We start from the raw sequence: 17,216 nt of genomic DNA, 5'->3' as shown, positions 1-17,216 counted from the left end.
GTGAAATGGCCGAGCATCTCGACGATTACATCGACGCCATCGCCAGCGCGATGGCGTTGCCGCTGGAAGACGCCTGGCGTCCTGTGGTGCGCGCCAACCTCGAGGTATCGCTGCGGCTGGCGCGGCTGGTCGACGAATTCCCGCTGCCCGACGACACCGAGTCGGCCGCGATCTATGCGGCCTGAGCACGCGATGTCCGAGAATCCCGTTCCCATGTCGGCCGCCGAGATCGCGCAGGCGGTCTCCGGCCGCAAGATCACCGCCGTTGCGGCCACCGAGGCCGCGCTCGCGCGCATCGCGGCGCATGACAAGATTCTCAATTCATTCACCGACGTCACCGCGGATCGTGCGCGTGCCAAGGCGCGGGCGATCGACGCCGCGATCGCGGCCGGCCAGTCGGTGGGGCCGCTCGCCGGCGTTCCGTTCGCGGTGAAGAACCTGTTCGACGTGCAGGGCCTCTCGACCCGCGCCGGCTCGAAGATCAACCGCGACCTGCCGCCGGCGCCGCGCGATGCCACGCTGATCGAGCGGATGGAGGCGGCCGGCGCCGTGCTGGTCGGCGCGCTGAACATGGGCGAATACGCCTACGACTTCACCGGCGAGAACGTGCATGACGGTCCGTCGCGCAATCCGCACGATCCGACGCGGATGACCGGCGGCTCGTCGGGCGGCTCCGGCGGCGCGGTCGGCGGCGCGCTGGTGCCGATCGCGCTCGGCTCCGATACCAACGGCTCGATCCGCGTGCCGGCGTCGTTCTGCGGCATCTTCGGCCTGAAGCCGACCTACGGGCGGCTGTCGCGGGCGCGCAGCTTTCCGTTCGTGGCGAGCTTCGATCATCTCGGCCCGCTTGCGCGCACCGTGACCGATCTCGCGCTGGCCTATGATGCGATGCAGGGGCCGGATGCCGATGACGCCGCCTGCACGACGCGGCCAATCGAGCCGGCGCTGCCGTCGTTGACCTCAGGCCTCGGCGGGCTGCGCATTGCGATCGCCGGCGGCTACTTCCAGAGCAACGTCCTTCCGGAAGCGACCGAGGCCGTCGCGCGGGTGGCAAAGGCGCTTGGCGCGACGCAGACTGTCGAGATTCCCGAAGCCGCGCGCGCCCGCGCCGCGGCCTTCATCATCACCACGACCGAGGGCGCCTCGCTGCATCTCGATCGGTTGCGCAGGCGTCCCAATGATTTCGATCCGGCGGTGCGCGACCGCCTGATCGCCGGCGCGATGATCCCGGCGGCCTATGTCGACAAGGCGCAGAAATTCCGCCGCTGGTACCGCGCCAAGGTGCTGGAGCTGTTTCAGTCGGTCGACGTGATCCTGGCGCCGGCGACGGCCGGCACCGCGCCGAAACTCGGGCAGGTCAATTTCGTGCTCGACGGTGTCGAGCTGCAGGTACGCCCCAATATCGGCATCCACACCCAGCCGATCTCGTTCATCGGCCTGCCGGTGGTGGCCGTGCCGGTGCCGCTCGAACCGCTGCCGATCGGCGTGCAGATCATCGCCGCGCCCTGGCGCGAGGATGTTGCGCTGCGGGTTGCCTGGGCGCTGGAACAGATGGGTGTCGCGGCCGCGCCGGCGCCGAGGGGAATCTAGCCATGGACATCGATCTTCCCGACGTGCTCGCCGAGGTCACCGCGCAATTCGAGCGCTACGAGAAGGCGCTGGTCACAAACGATGTGGCCGTGCTCGACGAGTTGTTCCGCAACGACAGGCGCACGCTGCGCTACGGCATCGGCGAAAATCTCTACGGCTATGACGAGATCATGGCGTTCCGCGCTGCACGCTCGCCGGTCGGGCTGATGCGCAGGATCGACCGCACCGTGATCACCACCTATGGCCGCGACACCGCTGTTGCCTCGACGCTGTTCTACCGCGACAGCACGCCCGGCAGGGTGGGCCGGCAGATGCAGACCTGGGTGCGTTTCCCGGAGGGTTGGAGAATCGTCGCGGCCCATGTCAGTGTGATCGATGAGCCGCGAGCATGATCCGGAAAAGTGGATCCGGTTTTCCGGAAAGATCATGCTCAGAAACAAGGGCGCTTGAGGCATGAGCCTGGACGATCTTTCATCGCGTGCGGCACAGCCCCCCGGCGCCGAGGCCGTGCCCCGCGTCGATCGCCCGTCACAGCTCGCCGACAAGACCACCCGTGCCGAGGAGCTGCGGCTGCAACTCGCCGACGAGATCGTGCGCGGCACGCTGCCGCCGGGCGCGGCGCTCGACGAGACCGACCTCGCGCGCCGCTTCAACGTCTCGCGCACGCCGGTGCGGGAGGCGCTGCGGCAGCTTGCCGCCAGCGGCCTGATCGACGCCCGCGCGCATCGCGGCGCCGTGGTGGCGCGGCCGTCGCTGGATCGGCTCACCGGCATGTTCGAGGCGATGGCCGAGCTCGAGGCGATCTGCGCCGGCCTTGCCGCCGAGCGGATGACGCCGGCCGAGCGCCATGCGCTGGAGGCGGTGCACGAGGAGTTGCGGGTGTTGAGCTACACCGGCAATCCCGAGCGCTTTCACGAGGTCAATGAGCGCTTCCACAACGCGATCTATGCCGGTTCGCAAAACGCCTACATCGCCGAGATCACCCTGGCGACGCGCGTGCGCGTGCAGCCGTTCCGCCGCGCCCAGTTCCGCAATCTCGGTCGTCTGGCAAAGTCCCACGCCGAGCACGACCGCGTCGTCGTCGCCATCATGCGCGGCGACAAGGCCGGCGCCGCCGCCGCAATGCGCGCCCATATCGAACAGGTGCGCGGAGAGTACGAGACCTACGCGGTGTCGGTGTAGAGAGCCGTGCTCTCACCGCTCGTCATTGCGAGGAGCGAGCGACGAAGCAATCCATCTATCCGCATGTGCCGAGGCATGGATTGCTTCGCTTCGCTCGCAATGACGGAGGGACTACCCCTTCGCCTTCTCTGCCATGAATGCGCGCCAGCCGCCATAGGCGGAAATATCCTTCGCCCCCGTGATCGCGGCGGGCTCCACGATAAAGCCCTTGGCCTGCCGACCGTCCGCAAGTCGCACCGTTCCGATCGACAGCGGCGGCGGGATCGCGGCGACGAATTTGCCGAACGCGGCCGGCGACATCGCCCAGAGCTCGAGCTTGATCGAGGTGCCTGCGCCGGCATCGACGCGTAGCATGCCGGGTTTCGGTGGCGTGGTGTTGAGTGCGTAGAGCTTGTAGTCCGGCGCGGTGACCGCCTCTTCCTGCAGGCGCGCATCGAGCGTCGTCAGCTCGTGGTTCAGCGCCATGCCTGAGAGATGGGCGCCGACCACCGCGATCGTGATCTCATCGGATCCGGCACGCGCCGGCACGGCGGCAAGCGGAGGCTGCGGCAGCGCCTTGCTGCCGATCGGCAGCTCGGTGTCGGCATGAAACACCCGGCCAATGCTCGCAAGCTTGGCGTCGCGGCCGGCCGGTGCCAGCAGCGTGATGCCGAACGGCGCACCGTCGGGTTGCATCGCCGCCGGCAGCGCCAGGCCGCAGAGATCGAGCAGGTTGACGAAATTGGTGTAGGTGCCGAGCCGGGAGTTGAGCTCGATCGGATTGGCCAGCACCTGCGCGGTCGAATAGACCGTCGGCGCGGTCGGCAGCACGATCGCGTCGAGTTGCGCAAAGGTTCGTTCGGCGACACGGCGCAGCGCCTCGAGCCGGTAGAGCGCGGAGAAGGTGTCTGCTGCAGTCGGCCGCGCGCCGGCGATGGTGATCTCGCGCGTCACCGGATGGATTGCCTCGGGCGACGACGCCAAGAGATCGCGGATCACGAGATAGCGCTCGGCGACCCATGGTCCTTCATAGAGCAGCCGCGCGGTCTCGTAGAACGGCTCAAGGTCGAATTCGACCAGTGTGGCGCCGAGTGCCTGCCAGCGCTTGCACGCCTCGCCATACGCCTTCTCGGCCGCGTGGTCGCCGAAGAAGATCAACTGGCCAGCCTTGGGAATGCCGAGCGTCAGCTTCGCCGGGAATGCCGCGAGCGGCGCCAGCGGCCGATCGCGCGAGAACGGATCGGCGCCGTCGGGCCCGGCCATCGCGGCAAGCGCCGTGATCGCATCGTCGACGGTGAGCGAGAACACGGAGATGCAGTCGAGCGTGCGGCAGGCCGCCACCAGCCCCGCATTCGAGATCAACCCGAGGCTCGGCTTCAGCCCGACGATGTTGTTGAGCATTGCCGGCACGCGGCCGCTGCCCGCAGTGTCGGTGCCGAGCGAAAGCGGTACAAGGCCCGCGGAGACCGCGACCGCCGAGCCCGAGCTCGATCCGCCCGGCACAAGATCTGCGCGCACCGGATTCTTCGGAATGCCATAGGGCGAGCGCACGCCGACCAGGCCGGTGGCGAACTGGTCGAGATTGGTCTTGCCGATGATGATCGCGCCGGCCGCGCGCAGTCTTGCTACCGCCGTCGCATCCTGTGCCGGCAAATAGGAATACGCCGGACACGCCGCGGTGGTCGGCAGGCCGGCGACATCGATATTGTCCTTCACCGCGACCGGCACGCCGTACAGCGGCAGTGTCGGGTCCGCCAGCCGCGCGGCCTCGGCGATCGCGTCCGCCTCGTCGCGCAGGCTGATGAAGATGGCGGGATCGTTGTGCTCGCGGATGCGCTGATAGCTGCGCGCCACGGTTTGCGCCGGCTTCATGGTGCCGGCGCGGTGCGCGGCGACGATTGCGGCGACAGTTTCGGTCACGTGGTTGGCCCCGTCAGATGAGCGGCAAGGCAACGGCGCCTTGCGCGAGAGATGCAGTCCGATCGAAGCAAGCAGTGTGCCATTGTGTACAATTGCCCGGCGCGGATCGTCCGGGTGATTATGTCATTGTTTCAGTAGCTTGAGTTGGCTGCCCAGAGCAGAGCGATGCGGGTTGCCGGCATGATTGCCGTATTTTTGGGCAAATCGATGAGTGTTGGCGGCAACTGCTTTGGAGCTTCCGGCTGCGATCGGATAGCCGCGATTGAAGATTGTTGTCGACAACAACAATCTGCGATACGGAGCATGACAAGAGCCTGGCCGGGACCGTGCCGCGACGCACGATCCCGCAAGACACGGGCGAGGAGGAAACCATGACGATTGCCGCCAGCCGCGGTGACGATCCGCAAAGCCTGTTCGCGACGCCGGCGATCGTGGCCGATCGCCGTGCCGACGGCAGCATCCTTGTCCGCTCCAACACGCCGCTAAAGGACAGCGCCCGCTGCGTCGGCGATTGGCTCGAGCACTGGGCGCGGCAAACGCCGGATCGCATCTTCCTCGGCGAGCGCGCCAGTGCCGAACTGCCCTGGACCACGGTCAGCTATCGCGATGCGCTCGCAATCGTGCGCGCGGCCGCGTCCTGGATCCTGACGCAGGGGCTGAGCGCGCAGCGGCCGCTGGTCATTCTCTCCGACAACGGCATCGATCATGCGCTGTTTGCGCTGGCCGCCCAGCATGTCGGCGTGCCCTCGGCCGCGATCTCGCCGGCCTATTCGCTGATGTCGAAAGACTTCGACAAGCTCAAGAGCATGATCGGCCTGCTCGAACCCGGCGCGATCTATGTCAGCGGCACAAAACCGTTCGCGGCGGCGCTCGCCGCGATCGAGCCGCTGCATCGCGCGACCATCGTCAGCGGCAATGCAGACGATGCCGACGCGCTGCCGTTCCGCCGCATCGCGGCGACGCCGGAGACGCCTGATGTCGCCAAGGCATTCGCGGCCGTGACGCCGGATACGATCGCAAAATTCCTGTTCACCTCGGGCTCGACCGGCACGCCGAAAGCGGTGATCAACACCCAGCGCATGTTGACCTCGAGCCAGCAGGCCAAGGCGCAGACCTGGACCTTCCTTGAAACCAGCGGCGACGAACTCGTCATTCTGGACTGGCTGCCGTGGAGCCATACCTTCGGCGCCAACCACAATTTCAACCTGGTGCTGCGCAACGGCGGCACGCTCTACGTCGACGGCGGCAAGCCGGCGCCCGGGCTGTTCGCGACCTCGCTCGCCAATCTGCGCAGCGTGGTGCCGACGGTCTATTTCAACGTGCCGCGCGGCTTCGACATGCTGATCGCGGCGCTGCGCACCGACGAGGCGCTGTGCCGCAAATTCTTCGAGGGGACAAAATTCGCCTTCTATGCCGGCGCGGCGCTGCCGCAGAATCTGTGGGATGGGCTGGAGGAGCTGTCGCTCAAGACCGTCGGCCGCCGCCTGCCGATGGTCTCGGCCTGGGGCTCGACCGAAACCTCGCCGCTCGCGACCGACTGTCACTTCCTGGCCAAGCGCTCCGGCAATATCGGCGTGCCGATTCCCGGCACCGAGCTGAAGCTGGTGCCGGCGGGCGACAAGCTCGAAGTGCGCGTGCGCGGGCCGAACGTCACGCCGGGCTACTGGAAGGCGCCCGAGCTGACCGCGCAGGCTTTTGACGACGAGGGTTTTTACAAGATCGGCGACGCCGTCACGTTTGCCGATCCCGAGCGGCCCGAGCTCGGCCTGTTCTTCGATGGCCGCGTCGCCGAGGATTTCAAGCTCAATTCCGGCACCTGGGTCAGCGTCGGCACGCTGCGTGTCGCCGGCATCTCGGCGCTGGCGCCGCTGGCGCAGGACATCGTCGTCACCGGCCATGGTCGCGACGAGGTCCGCTTTCTGGTGTTCCCGAATCTCGCCGCCTGCCGCGCGCAGGCCGGGCTGCCGGAGGGCGCGGACGCGAAAGATGTGATCGGCCATCCGGCCGTCCGTTCCGCGATCGCGCAAGGGCTGGCAAAGCTGAAGGCGCAAGGCGGCCATTCCTCCGGCCACGCCACCCGCGCGCTGCTGCTCGCCGAGCCGGCCTCGGTCGACGGCGGCGAGATCACCGACAAGGGTTACATCAACCAGCGCGCGGTGCTGACCCGCCGCGCTGCGGCAGTGGCGGTATTGGAGGATGATGCGTCGTCCGAGCCGATCGCGTGCACGAGCACCGGTGGAGGGGTTCCCTTCCCCCTTGCGGGAGAGGGTTAGGGAGAGGGGTGCCACACGGCGCGTCCTCTCAGCAGTGTTTGGTGCTTTCGACGACGATTGCGAAAGCGGGATTGCATTGATCATCTTGCCCGGGGCTTACCCCTCTCCCCAACCCTCCCCCGCAAGGGGGGAGGGAGCCTGACGAGCTTGCTTCCCTGACCTGATGATCAATGTCACAACTCTGTCCGCTCATGACTTGCGGCAACGCGTCATCGCGTTTTTAGTTGCCATGGCAACTAAGCTGTGCGAGTTTCCGCGCCAATCAGCAGGGCCGGTCAAAGGCCACGCGTCAGGAGGAAACAATATTGCGCGGTAGGGCGCGAACAGCGCGGATTGGCGAATGTCTCGGGACCGTCGCGGTATCGCCGGATGCCGCGCCCGGCCCCGCGCGCTCAGGTCGTGCTTTGCCCGGTCACGGCGCCGAGATTCTCGTGCAGCCGGCGCAGCAGGTCGATCAGCACCTCGCGCTCGTCCTTTTTCAGGCAGGACAGCAGCCGCCGCTCGCGTTCCAGCGCCGCGACGATGACCTTGTCATGGACGGCGCGGCCGCGCGCCGTCAGCGTGATCGAATGGGTGCGGCCGTCATCGGGGGCGGTGCGGATCGTCAACAGGCCGCGCTTTTGCAGCGCCGCGAGGTTGCGGCTGACCGGCGCCTTGTCGAAGCCGATCACCTGGCAGATTCGCGAGGCCGGAATGCCGGGCTCGATCGCAAGCTGCGATATGATCCGCCACTCGGTGACGTTGACGCCGAAATTCTTCTGATAATAGGCAGTCGCGCTGTTCGACAGCTTGTTGCCGATGAAGGTGATGAACGCCGGCACATAGCGGTTGAGGTCGAGCAGCAGGCCGCCGGCGGCGTCTGCGGGGTCGACCGGTCTCGGCCGGCGGGGCTTTCGGGGGAGGGGCTGGCTGCTCATTTCTCAAATCATCGCTGCGAATTGCACCGGGAGCAATAGACATGCGGTGCAACTTGACAAGATCAAACCTCGGGAGGTCTCGATGACTGCACAAGCCGGCACGTCCGTTCCGCATCTCGACGTCGACCCGTTCGCGCTCGAGTTCTTCGCCGACCCGTTCCCGACCCACGAGCGGCTGCGCGAGGCCGGGCCCGTGGTCTACCTCGACAAGTGGAACGTCTATGGCGTGGCGCGCCATGCCGAGGTCCATGCGGTGCTGAACGATCCCGCGACGTTCTGCTCCAGCCGCGGCGTCGGCCTGAGCGATTTTGCCAAGGAGAAGCCGTGGCGGCCGCCGAGCCTGATCCTGGAGGCCGACCCGCCCGCCCATACCCGCACCCGCGCGGTGCTGAGCACGGTGTTGTCGGCGAGCGTGATGAAGCCGCTGCGCGAGCGATTTGCCGCCGCCGCGGAGGCCCGCGTCGATGCCCTGCTGGAAAAGCGCCGTTTCGACGCGATCGAGGACCTCGCCGAAGCCTATCCGCTGTCGATCTTCCCGGATGCGCTGGGCCTGAAGCCGGAGGGTCGCGAGCATCTGCTGCCCTATGCGAGTCTGGTGTTCAACGCCTTCGGGCCGCCGAACCAGCTCCGCCAGGAGGCCATTGAGCGCTCGGCGCCGCACCAGGCCTACATTGCCGACCAGTGTCAGCGCGACAATCTCACCCCGGGCGCCATCGGCGCCTGCATCCACGCCCACGTCGACAGCGGCGCCATTACGGCCACGGAGGCGCCGCTGCTGGTGCGCTCGCTGCTGTCGGCCGGTCTCGATACCACCGTCAACGGGATCGGTGCGGCCGTCTATTGCCTGGCGCGTTTCCCCGACCAGTTCGAGAGGCTGCGCGGCGATCCGACGCTGGCGCGCAACGCCTTCGAGGAAGCCGTGCGGTTCGAAAGCCCGGTCCAGACCTTCTTCCGCACTACGACCCGCGACGTCGAGCTCAGCGGGGCCACGATCCCGGAAGGCGAGAAGGTGCTGATGTTCCTCGCCGCTGCCAACCGTGATCCGCGGCGCTGGGACAAGCCCGACAGCTACGACATCACCCGCCGCACCTCCGGCCATGTCGGCTACGGTTCGGGCATCCACATGTGCGTCGGCCAGCTCGTCGCCCGCCTCGAAGGCGAGGTGATGCTGGCGGCGCTGGCGCGGCGTGTCGCCGGGATAGAGATCACCGGCGAGCCGAAGCGCCTTTTCAACAACACGCTGCGCGGGCTCACGAGCCTGCCAGTCGAGATCACACCGGCCTGACGAACAGGCTGGCTCAGGAACGACACAAGGGAGGGGATACGATGAGGGGCTTTGGGATCGGTCTGGCGCTGGCAGTGGCCTGTGCCGCGGGCAGCGCGCGTGCGGAAATTTCCGGCGACGTGGTGCGCGTCGGCGTGCTCAACGACATTTCCGGCATCTTCCAGGACACCAACGGCATGGGCTCGGTGGAAGCCGCGCGCATGGCGGCGGAGGATTTTGGCGGCGGCGGCAAGGGCATCAAGGTCGAGATCGTCTATGCCGACCATCAGAACAAGGCTGACGTCGGATCTGCGATCGCGCGCAAATGGCTCGATGTCGAAGGCGTCGACGCCATCGTCGATGTGCCGAACTCGGCGGTCGGCCTCGCCATCAACACCATCCTGCGCGACAGCAAGATGACGTTCCTGGCCTCGTCGACCGCGAGCTCGGACCTCACCGGCAAGGCCTGCTCGCCGAACACCATTCAATGGGTCAACGACGCCTGGGCGACCGGCAACACCACCGCGGCCGCGATGATGCAGCGCGGCGGCAAGGACTGGTACTTCGTCACGGTCGATTACGCGCTCGGCAAGGGCATCGAGGCCGAGGCGACCAACTACATCGAGAAGCACGGCGGCAAGGTGCTCGGCTCCAGCAAGCACCCGCTCGGCACCTCCGACTTCGCCTCCTTCCTGCTGCAGGCACAGAGCTCCAAGGCCAAGGTGATCGGCCTTGCCAACGCCGGTGGCGACACCATCAATGCGGTGAAGCAGGCCGCCGAGTTCGGCATCCAGCAGGGCGGCCAGACCATGGTGGCGTTCCTGCTGTTCGTGAACGACATTCACGGCATGGGCCTGAAGGTCGCGCAGGGCCTGCAGTTGCTCGAGGCGTTCTACTGGGACATGAACGACGACACCCGCGCGTTCGCAAAGCGCTTCGCCGCCCGGCCCGGCATGAACGGCAAAATGCCGAGCGGCAACCAGGCCGGCGTCTACGCCTCGACGCTCGCCTATCTCAACGCCGTCGCCGCCACCGGCAGCGACGACGCCAAGGTGGTGGTGCCCCAGATGAAGACCTTCAAGGGCAACGACAAGCTGTTCGGCGAGACCACGATCCGCCAGGACGGCCGCGTCATCCACCCGATGTATCTGTTCGAGGTGAAGAAGCCGGAGGAGTCGAAGTATCGCTACGACTACTACAAGCAGATCGCGACGATCCCCGCCGAGCAGGCATTCCGCCCGCTGGCGGACGGCGGCTGCTCGCTGGTGAAGTGAGCAGCGCGTACCGCGGCTCTGCTCTAAGTAAGGAGCGCACCGGCGAGTGGGCTCCCTCCCCCCTTGCGGGGGAGGGTTGGGGAGAGGGGTACCACACGGGTGGTCTCAACATGAGCTTCGACGATAAGCCGACGCGTCCATCGATCATCTCGCCCGCGGCCACCCCTCTCCCCACCCTCTCCCGCAAGGGGAGAGGGAGCCTGACGATCGTGCTCACCTCACTTGCGAGCCTCGAAGGATGAATCGGCCACCAGCCGGGCCGTCGACCCTTCGAGGGCCGCTGAAGAAGCGGCCACCTCAGGGTGACGGTGATGGATGGTGTGTGCGTCGCTTGCCGCAGCTTCGCCTACTGCGCGACCTTGCTGCTGCCCTGGGTGATCAGCCGCGCGGCGCGCTGGTTGCGGGCGTGGACCCAGAGCCAGCTCAGGGCGACGCTGATGCGGTTGCGCAGGCCGATCAGGAAGTAGATGTGGGCGATGCCCCAGATCCACCACGCCAGCGCGCCGCGCAGCTTCATCCAGCCGAAATCGATCACCGCGAGCCGCTTGCCGATCTGGGCGAGGTTGCCGGCATGCTTGTAGCGGAACGGCGGCAGCGTCTCGCCGTTGAGCCGTGCTTTGATCAGCGCCGCGGCGTAGCGGCCCTCCTGCTTGGCGGCCGGCGCGATGCCGGGCACCTGCTTGCCGTCGGGGCCCTTGATGGTGACGGTGTCGCCGACCGCGAAAATCTCGGGATGGCCGGGCACGGTCAGATCAGGCTCGACCTGCAGCCGCTGCGCGCGGTCGGCCGGCGCGCCCAGCCATTCCGCGGCGCGCGAGGCGCGCACGCCGGCGGCCCAGACGATGGTGCGCGCCGCAAGCTTGTTGCCGCCATAAACCACGCCGTCGGCCGTGCATTCGGTGACGGGCTGGCCGAGCACCACCTCGACCCCGAGGCTCTCCAGCGCGCGCTGCGCATAGGCGGATAGATCATCGGGAAACGCCGGCAGCACGCGCGGGCCGGCCTCGATCAGCACAACGCGCGCCATCCGCGTGTCGATGTGGCGGAAGTCGCGCGGCAGCGTGTCCCGGGCGAGGTCGGCGATGGTGCCGGCCATCTCGACGCCGGTCGGGCCGGCGCCGATCACGACAAAGGTCAGCAGCGCCGCGCGCACCTGCGGATCGGTCTCGCGCTCGGCGCGCTCGAACGCGACCAGGATGCGCCGGCGCAACGTGGTGGCGTCCTCCAGCGTCTTCAGCCCGGGCGCGAACGGCTCCCATTCGTCATGGCCGAAATAGGCGTGGCGCGCGCCGGTGGCGAGGATCAGCGTGTCGTAGGGGACACTGCCGCCGTCGTCGAGCAGCACGCGCTTGTGCGCTGCGTCGACGCCGCCGACATTGGCGAACAGCGTCGTCACTTCGGGCCGGTCGCGCAACAGATAGCGGATCGGCCAGGCGATCTCGCTGGTCGCCAGCGACGCGGTCGCGACCTGGTAGAGCAGCGGCTGGAACAGATGATGGTTGCGGCGGTCGATCAGCGTGATCTCGACCGGCGCGCCCTTGAGTCCGAAGGCGGCTTCGAGCCCGCCGAAACCGGCGCCGACGATCACCACGCGATGGGGTTTGGCCGGCGCTTGCGTCATCTGATGTCGCCTCGGTTCCGAACGGCTTCGTCATTCGATTATGTATTCATTTGCAGCCTCATTCCAATACGCATTGCCTGATCGCCCGATAGCGAAACCCAATCGCTGCAAGCCTTACGCATCCTGCGGCGTCGCGGTGGCGGCGACGACGCGCCGCCGCGTCGGCAGGAACAGTCCCGCGACCGCGCCGGCCAGTGACAGCGTTGCCGCAAGGCTCATCGCCGCCGCGAATCCGCTGCTGAAATGTCCGGATGAATCGGCGGCACCATTGGCGGAGAAACTCGCCACCAGCGCCGCGATGCCGAACATCCCGCCGAGGAAGCGGCCCATGTTGAAGATGCCCGACGCCTTGCCCATCTCGCTGACCGCAACTGCGCTCAGCACCGCGTTCTGCGCGGCCGGCATCGCCATCGACACGCCGACGCCGGCAAGCACCAGCGGCGCGACCAGGGCGGAATAGGATACGGCCGGGCTCACGATCTCGCTGATCCAGCCGAGACCGATCGCCTGCATCAGCAGTCCGGTGACGACCAGCGTGCGCTCGCCGAACCGGTTGACGGCGGCGCCGGCGATCGGCGCCGTGACGAACAATGTCGCGGTCCATGGCACCAGGCGAAGCCCGGCGCCGAAGGCGTCGAAGCCGAGCGCGATCTGCAGGAACTGCGGCAGCAGGAACAGCACGCCGTACATCGCGGCATAGAACAGCACGCTCGCGGCCATGCCGGACGCAAACGGTTTTGCCGCGAACAGGCGCATCGGCACCATCGGGCTGGCCGCCCGCATCTCCCACAGCACGAACACCACGGCCAGCGCGGCGCCGGCGATCAGCGCGCCGGTCACCTCTGCGCTCGCCCATCCGACGCTGTTGCCGCGCAACAGGCCCCAGACCAGCGCCAGTGCAGCGAGCGCGACCAGCGTCAGTCCGATGACGTCGAGCGGTGCTGGCGCGCCAAAACTTTCGCGCAGCCGCGCCATCACCAGCGCGATCGCGACGAGGCCGATCGGCAGGTTGATCCAGAAGATCCAGCGCCAGCCGAGATGCTCGGTGATGAAGCCGCCGATCGCGGGGCCGATGATCAGCGCACAGCCGGTGATGCCGCTGAAAATGCCGAGCGCGCGGGCGCGCTCCTCGCGGCCGAACGCGCCGCTCAGGATCGCCATCGCCAGCGGCATCACCAGCGCCGCACCCGCGCCCTGCAGGGCCCGCGCAGCGATCAGCGCCGCGGCGTTGCCGGCCAGCGCGCAGGCCGCGGATGCCACGACGAACAGCGCGATGCCGGCCGCGAACATCCGGCGCCGCCCGAAACGGTCGCCGAGCGCCGCGCCGGTCAGCAGCAGCACCGCGAAGGTCAGATTGAAGGCGTTGACGGTCCATTGCAGCGTCTCCACCGGGCTGCCGAAATCGGCGCGGATGGTCGCGAAGGCAGTGGTCATGATCATGGCGTCGAGCGCCATCATGAAGGATGCCAGCGCGGTGAGGCCGAGCACCCAGCGCTGTTCGGCGCGCTGCTGAGGGGTCTGCATGGTCGTTCTCCGTTGGCGTGCCGCAGGTTGCGGCGCGCTTCGCCGGCAAGGACGATCCGGAACGGGCAAAGGATGCGGGGAAAAATCATTTTTGCCGGACCGCATCCTTTGCCGGCCGGCAAACGTCCTTGGGGATGACGCGGCCTTTCAGCGGCCGCCAAACCAGGCCAAGGAGGCTGCGATGAGACGGACCCTGATCAGGTACAGGGCGAAACCGGAAATGGCGGACAAGAATGCCGAGCTGGTGTCGGCCGTGTTCGCCGAGCTGAAGGCGGCCAAGCCGGACGGCGTGCGCTATCTGACGCTGCGGCTGGAGGACGACACCTTCATCCACATGGTCGAGACCGCGGCGGCGGACGGGTCGAGCCCGATCCCGAAGCTGGCCGCGTTCCAGGCCTTCCAGGACGGCATCCGCGACCGCTGCGCCGAGCCGCCGCTGGTTCGCAGTGCGGTGATCGTCGGTAATTATCGTATGCTGGATGAGCCGTGAACCGACGAGCCATCAACCGATCCGGCGGAGCCATCATGACCTCACCACCTCAGATGCCCCGAGCCGACGTCGATGCGCTGCTCGCGGCGCTGCGGCCAAGGCTGCATCGCTATTGCGCGCGCATGGTCGGCTCGGTGATCGACGGCGAGGATGTGCTGCAGGACGCGCTGATCAAGGCGGTGGAGGCGTTCGCCTCCGCCGCCCCGATCCAGAACGTCGAGGCCTGGCTGTTCCGGATCGCGCACAACACCGCGCTCGATTTCCTCAGGCGGCGCAACCGCCAGGACGCGCTCCACGCGCCGGAGGAGGTGGACATGATGGCCGGAGAGCTTGACGACATCGCCCGCCGCGAGATCGCCGCGAGCAGCCTGCGCACCTTCATGCGTCTGCCGGTGGCGCAGCGCGCCAGCGTGATCCTGATGGATGTGCTCGGCTGCTCGTTGCAGGAGGTCTGCGACATCATGGACTTCAGCCTGCCGGCGGTGAAGGCGGCGCTGCATCGCGGCCGCACCCAGCTCCGCGTGCTGGCGCAGGAGCCGGACGACGCGCCGCGGCCCGGCCTGTCGGAGGCGGATCGCTGCCGGCTGAACGCCTATGTCAGCCATTTCAATGCCCACGACTTCGATGCCGTCCGCGCCATGATTGCCGACGACATCAGGCTCGAGCTGGTCAACCGGACGCGGCTGAACGGCAAGGCCGAGGTGTCGCGCTACTTCACGAACTATTCGCGCGCCACCGACTGGCATCTGGTGCCGGGGCAGATCGAGGGGCGTCCTGCGATTTTGGTTTTCGATCCGGCGGAGCCGGGCGCCGCGCCGAAATCATTCATGCTGCTCGCCTGGTCCGCCGACAAGGTCGCCGCGATCAGGGATTTCCGCCACGCCGCCTACGCCATCGACGGCGCTGAGTGGGCGGTGGATGAGGGGTGATCGATCGTCATTGCGAGGAGCGAAGCGACGAAGCAATCCATCGCGCCGCATCCGCCGAAGCATGGATTGCTTCGCTTCGCTCGCAATGACGTGGAGAGAGTCTTGCTACCGCGCCTTGCCCCCGAACTCGCCGCCGGCGATCCGGGCGATGCGGTTCGTGGCTGCGGCTTGTGGCGCACTTGGCCGCCAGGCGCCGTCACTGCCGGCATCGTCCGGCTCCTGTTCCTTGTAGAGGCCGCCACTCGGCCAGAACAGCAGGACGAGATTGAGTGCAGCATTGGCGAGCGCGCCGACCGCCGTGCCGGTGTGCTGGTAGGTCAGCGCATATTCCGGGAATTTTTGCGCGACGATCCGGTCGATCACCATGAGGGCGATCCACCCCGCCATCACGCAGACCGGATCCCATCCGATGTCGCGCACGCGCATCGACTGCAGCATGAAGCAGATGACGAGCACGCCGTAAAAAGCGAACAGCAGCGGCTGGCTGGCCGATGCCTGCGCCAGCAGCACATCCATCCTGCCGCTCGACGGCACGTTGCCGGTGGCCCCGTAGGCCAGCATCACAAAGCCGACGCCGACCACGAAGGAGGAGAAGAAGAAGGCCAATCGGCCCATCCTGGCGTTGAAGCCGAACAGGTAATTCAACATGTGAAATGCCCCTATCCGGCCGACCCTCGCTCCAGAATGCTTTCCGGACCATGAAGGGACGGACGGCCGGCAGGAGGCGTGGTTTCCGATCGCTTTCCCGAATGTGTAAATCTCGCTCGACCCGCCTCGAGCGGCTTGGGCCTGCGACAATCGTTGCCCTCGCAACCGGCATTATATTTCTTGCCATGGCCGGTTACGGCGAATTATGGTGCAAGGTGCTGGGGTATGCGCCGAAGGTTCTAACGCCGGGCCCTCGGTTCGTGCTTGCTGCAGAGTTGCGATTTCGCGCACAAAACAGATCATGAGAACCGCGCGGACAAGCGCGGCGCCAGACCGGCTTCCAAGGGCTGCGAAGGGCTGGCGGGACATTTTGGTTGAGGAGGGGAGTGAATATGAAAAAGGCATTTTGGCTGGCAGGCGCCATGGGTTTGGCGCTGGCGCAGCCCGCGACGGCGGCTGACAGCGTCAAGATCGGCTTCGTCTCGACCTTCAGCGGCCCGACCGCGGTGATCGGCAACGACATGCGCAATTCGTTCGAGCTCGCGCTCGACCATCTCGGGCGCAAGATCGACGGCAAGCCGGTCGAGGTGATCTACGAGGACGACCAGCAGAAGCCCGATGTGGGCAAGCAGAAGACCGAGAAGCTGATCCAGTCCGACAAGGTCGATTTCATCGTCGGCTATATCTGGTCGAACGTGCTGCTGGCCTCGCTGAAGACCGCGGTGGATTCCAAAACCTTCCTGATCTCGGCCAATGCCGGTCCGTCGCAACTCGCCGGCGAATTGTGCTCGCCCTATGTGTTCTCGACCTCCTGGCAGAACGACCAGACGCCCCAGGCGATGGGCACCTACATGACCCAGAAGGGCGTCAAGTCGGCGTTCCTGATCGGCCCGAACTATGCCGCAGGCAAGGACATGCTCGCGGGCGTCAAGAGCACTTTCAAGGGCCAGGTGGTCGGCGAGGAGTATACGGTGTGGCCGAGCCAGCTCGACTTCTCGGCCGAACTGACCAAGGCGCGCAACTCGGGCGCGGAATCGATCTTCGTGTTCTATCCGGGCGCCGCCGGCGTGCAGTTCCTCAACCAGTACACCCAGGCCGGTATCAAGCAACAGATCCCGCTCTATACCGCCTTCACCATCGACGAAACGACGCTGCCGCTGCAGAAGGACAATGCGATCGGCGTTCCCGGCACCCAGCAATGGGTCAATGACCTGCCGAACGAGGAGAACAAGAAGTTCGTCGCCGACTACCGCAAGAAATATCCCGGGCTGCGCCCGTCGTTCTACGGTGCGCAGGCCTATGATGCGGCCAACCTGATCAACAGCGCCGTCATCGCGGTGAAGGGCGACCTCACCAAGAAGGACGCGATGAAGGCGGAGATGGAGAAGGCGAACTTCAAATCGGTGCGCGGTCCGTTCAAATACGGCAACAACCACATCCCGATCCAGAACTTCTATCTGCAGGACGTGGTCAAGGATGCCGACGGCCAGCTCTCGCTGAAGACGGTTGCGACCATCGTCAAGGACGATCAGGATCGCTTCCACGACAAGTGCCCGATGAAATAACCGCTGGGCAATCTTTGGCCCGCGGCTTGCTTTATCTTCA

At 66.7% G+C, this 17,216-nt stretch carries 16 protein-coding genes; 10 read left to right on the top strand and 6 right to left on the bottom strand.

Annotated features, from left to right (window positions below; all coding sequences use genetic code 11):
• The first annotated feature begins 5 nt into the window (after window positions 1–5).
• The 4 genes from XH93_RS40030 (at window position 6) to XH93_RS40015 (ending at window position 2,772) form a co-directional block, all read left to right on the top strand.
• Window positions 6–185, top strand: a complete 180-nt coding sequence (locus XH93_RS40030; protein ID WP_194471656.1) for a DUF4089 domain-containing protein — start codon at window positions 6–8, stop codon at window positions 183–185.
• Window positions 186–192: 7 nt separating this feature from the next.
• Window positions 193–1,590, top strand: coding sequence for an AtzE family amidohydrolase (locus XH93_RS40025; protein ID WP_371814873.1), 1,398 nt, complete (start codon window positions 193–195; stop codon window positions 1,588–1,590).
• Between the two features lie 2 nt (window positions 1,591–1,592).
• Window positions 1,593–1,982, top strand: a complete 390-nt coding sequence (hpxZ, locus tag XH93_RS40020) for an oxalurate catabolism protein HpxZ (RefSeq protein ID WP_194471655.1) — start codon at window positions 1,593–1,595, stop codon at window positions 1,980–1,982.
• A 61-nt stretch (window positions 1,983–2,043) separates the two neighbouring features.
• On the top strand, window positions 2,044–2,772 hold the full coding sequence (locus XH93_RS40015) for a GntR family transcriptional regulator (protein WP_246799439.1): 729 nt from the start codon (window positions 2,044–2,046) through the stop codon (window positions 2,770–2,772).
• Between the two features lie 111 nt (window positions 2,773–2,883).
• Here XH93_RS40015 and atzF read toward each other — a convergent pair whose 3' ends face one another.
• Both atzF and XH93_RS40005 read right to left on the bottom strand, forming a co-directional pair.
• Window positions 2,884–4,623 carry an allophanate hydrolase gene (gene atzF / locus XH93_RS40010; RefSeq protein WP_246799765.1) on the bottom strand — a complete coding sequence of 580 codons (1,740 nt, stop codon included), beginning with the start codon at window positions 4,621–4,623 and terminating at the stop codon, window positions 2,884–2,886.
• Window positions 4,624–4,794: 171 nt separating this feature from the next.
• Entirely contained in the window at window positions 4,795–4,953 is a 159-nt protein-coding gene (locus tag XH93_RS40005) for a hypothetical protein (protein WP_194471653.1), read from the bottom strand.
• Window positions 4,954–5,042: 89 nt separating this feature from the next.
• Between XH93_RS40005 and XH93_RS40000 the strand changes: the two genes are divergently transcribed.
• The gene (locus XH93_RS40000) at window positions 5,043–6,944 is read left to right on the top strand and encodes a feruloyl-CoA synthase (RefSeq protein ID WP_194471652.1); all 1,902 of its coding nucleotides are present in this window, start codon (window positions 5,043–5,045) and stop codon (window positions 6,942–6,944) included.
• A gap of 392 nt (window positions 6,945–7,336) precedes the next feature.
• On the opposite strand, the gene XH93_RS39995 is transcribed toward XH93_RS40000, so the two are convergent.
• Window positions 7,337–7,861 (bottom strand): MarR family winged helix-turn-helix transcriptional regulator, encoded by a 525-nt coding sequence (locus XH93_RS39995; RefSeq protein WP_246799438.1) that lies wholly within the window; start codon window positions 7,859–7,861, stop codon window positions 7,337–7,339.
• A gap of 82 nt (window positions 7,862–7,943) precedes the next feature.
• Here XH93_RS39995 and XH93_RS39990 point away from each other — a divergent pair, with 82 nt between their 5' ends.
• Window positions 7,944–9,146, top strand: coding sequence for a cytochrome P450 (locus XH93_RS39990; protein WP_194471651.1), 1,203 nt, complete (start codon window positions 7,944–7,946; stop codon window positions 9,144–9,146).
• A 41-nt stretch (window positions 9,147–9,187) separates the two neighbouring features.
• Entirely contained in the window at window positions 9,188–10,399 is a 1,212-nt protein-coding gene (locus tag XH93_RS39985) for an ABC transporter substrate-binding protein (protein ID WP_194471650.1), read from the top strand.
• A 346-nt stretch (window positions 10,400–10,745) separates the two neighbouring features.
• On the opposite strand, the gene XH93_RS39980 is transcribed toward XH93_RS39985, so the two are convergent.
• Window positions 10,746–12,020: an NAD(P)/FAD-dependent oxidoreductase gene (locus tag XH93_RS39980; protein WP_194471649.1), complete on the bottom strand. Its 1,275-nt coding sequence runs from the start codon at window positions 12,018–12,020 to the stop codon at window positions 10,746–10,748.
• Between the two features lie 114 nt (window positions 12,021–12,134).
• A complete protein-coding gene (locus tag XH93_RS39975) occupies window positions 12,135–13,544 on the bottom strand; it encodes an MFS transporter (protein WP_194471648.1) in 1,410 nt (469 codons plus the stop codon).
• Window positions 13,545–13,725: 181 nt separating this feature from the next.
• Between XH93_RS39975 and XH93_RS39970 the strand changes: the two genes are divergently transcribed.
• Both XH93_RS39970 and XH93_RS39965 read left to right on the top strand, forming a co-directional pair.
• Entirely contained in the window at window positions 13,726–14,034 is a 309-nt protein-coding gene (locus XH93_RS39970; RefSeq protein ID WP_194471647.1) for a hypothetical protein, read from the top strand.
• A gap of 35 nt (window positions 14,035–14,069) precedes the next feature.
• Window positions 14,070–14,963, top strand: a complete 894-nt coding sequence (locus XH93_RS39965; protein ID WP_194471646.1) for a sigma-70 family RNA polymerase sigma factor — start codon at window positions 14,070–14,072, stop codon at window positions 14,961–14,963.
• 105 nt (window positions 14,964–15,068) lie between these two features.
• On the opposite strand, the gene XH93_RS39960 is transcribed toward XH93_RS39965, so the two are convergent.
• Window positions 15,069–15,611: a DUF805 domain-containing protein gene (locus tag XH93_RS39960; RefSeq protein WP_194471645.1), complete on the bottom strand. Its 543-nt coding sequence runs from the start codon at window positions 15,609–15,611 to the stop codon at window positions 15,069–15,071.
• A 392-nt stretch (window positions 15,612–16,003) separates the two neighbouring features.
• Here XH93_RS39960 and XH93_RS39955 point away from each other — a divergent pair, with 392 nt between their 5' ends.
• A complete protein-coding gene (locus tag XH93_RS39955; protein WP_139858283.1) occupies window positions 16,004–17,176 on the top strand; it encodes an ABC transporter substrate-binding protein in 1,173 nt (390 codons plus the stop codon).
• Window positions 17,177–17,216: the final 40 nt, after the last annotated feature.

Source organism: Bradyrhizobium sp. CCBAU 51753, from assembly GCF_015291565.1.
In the GTDB taxonomy this organism is placed as follows: Bacteria; Pseudomonadota; Alphaproteobacteria; order Rhizobiales; family Xanthobacteraceae; genus Bradyrhizobium; species Bradyrhizobium ivorense.
This window is presented reverse-complemented; position numbering and strand designations above follow the sequence as displayed.